1 protein-coding gene is annotated in these 402 nt (G+C 59.2%); it reads left to right on the top strand.

All coding sequences use genetic code 11. The features are described from left to right. Positions 1–81: 81 nt before the first annotated feature. A partial coding sequence (locus Q1B27_RS24480; RefSeq protein ID WP_299852823.1) for a hypothetical protein occupies positions 82–402 on the top strand: 321 nt, incomplete at its 3' end.

Genomic DNA, 402 nt, shown 5'->3' with positions numbered 1-402 from the left:
TCACGGTTCCATTTTTGGTTGTGCTGCCGCGCCCCGTCGGGAGAAAGTTTTCAATGAGTGATTTTTGGGGGGCCTGATAGGGTGAAGCGGGGTCTGCTGGTCAGTTTTGGTATTGCGGTCATCTGCGTTGGCGGACTGGCCCTGATCCTGTGGGAGCCGCGTGTCTCCTGGCATCAGGAGGTGACGCTTCATTTCGACACGCCCGGCGGACCGGTTGAGGCCAGCACTGTTACCGAAGTTTCGATGCGCCATCCCACTCGCTTCAGCAAACTGATACCCGCCGCCAGCCATGGCCTGAAATCCGACATCCGAGGCGAGGCGATTGTCGCGGAGCTGGGCGATGGGAAGCTTGTCTTTGCACTCCTGGAGAACATGGACGGCTTGCTGCGCACCAGCGTTTAC

It is taken from the genome of uncultured Roseovarius sp., from assembly GCF_947489715.1.
In the GTDB taxonomy this organism is placed as follows: domain Bacteria; phylum Pseudomonadota; class Alphaproteobacteria; order Rhodobacterales; family Rhodobacteraceae; genus Roseovarius.
The sequence above is the reverse complement of the archived record's forward strand: the minus strand, read 5'-3'. Positions and strand labels throughout refer to the sequence as shown.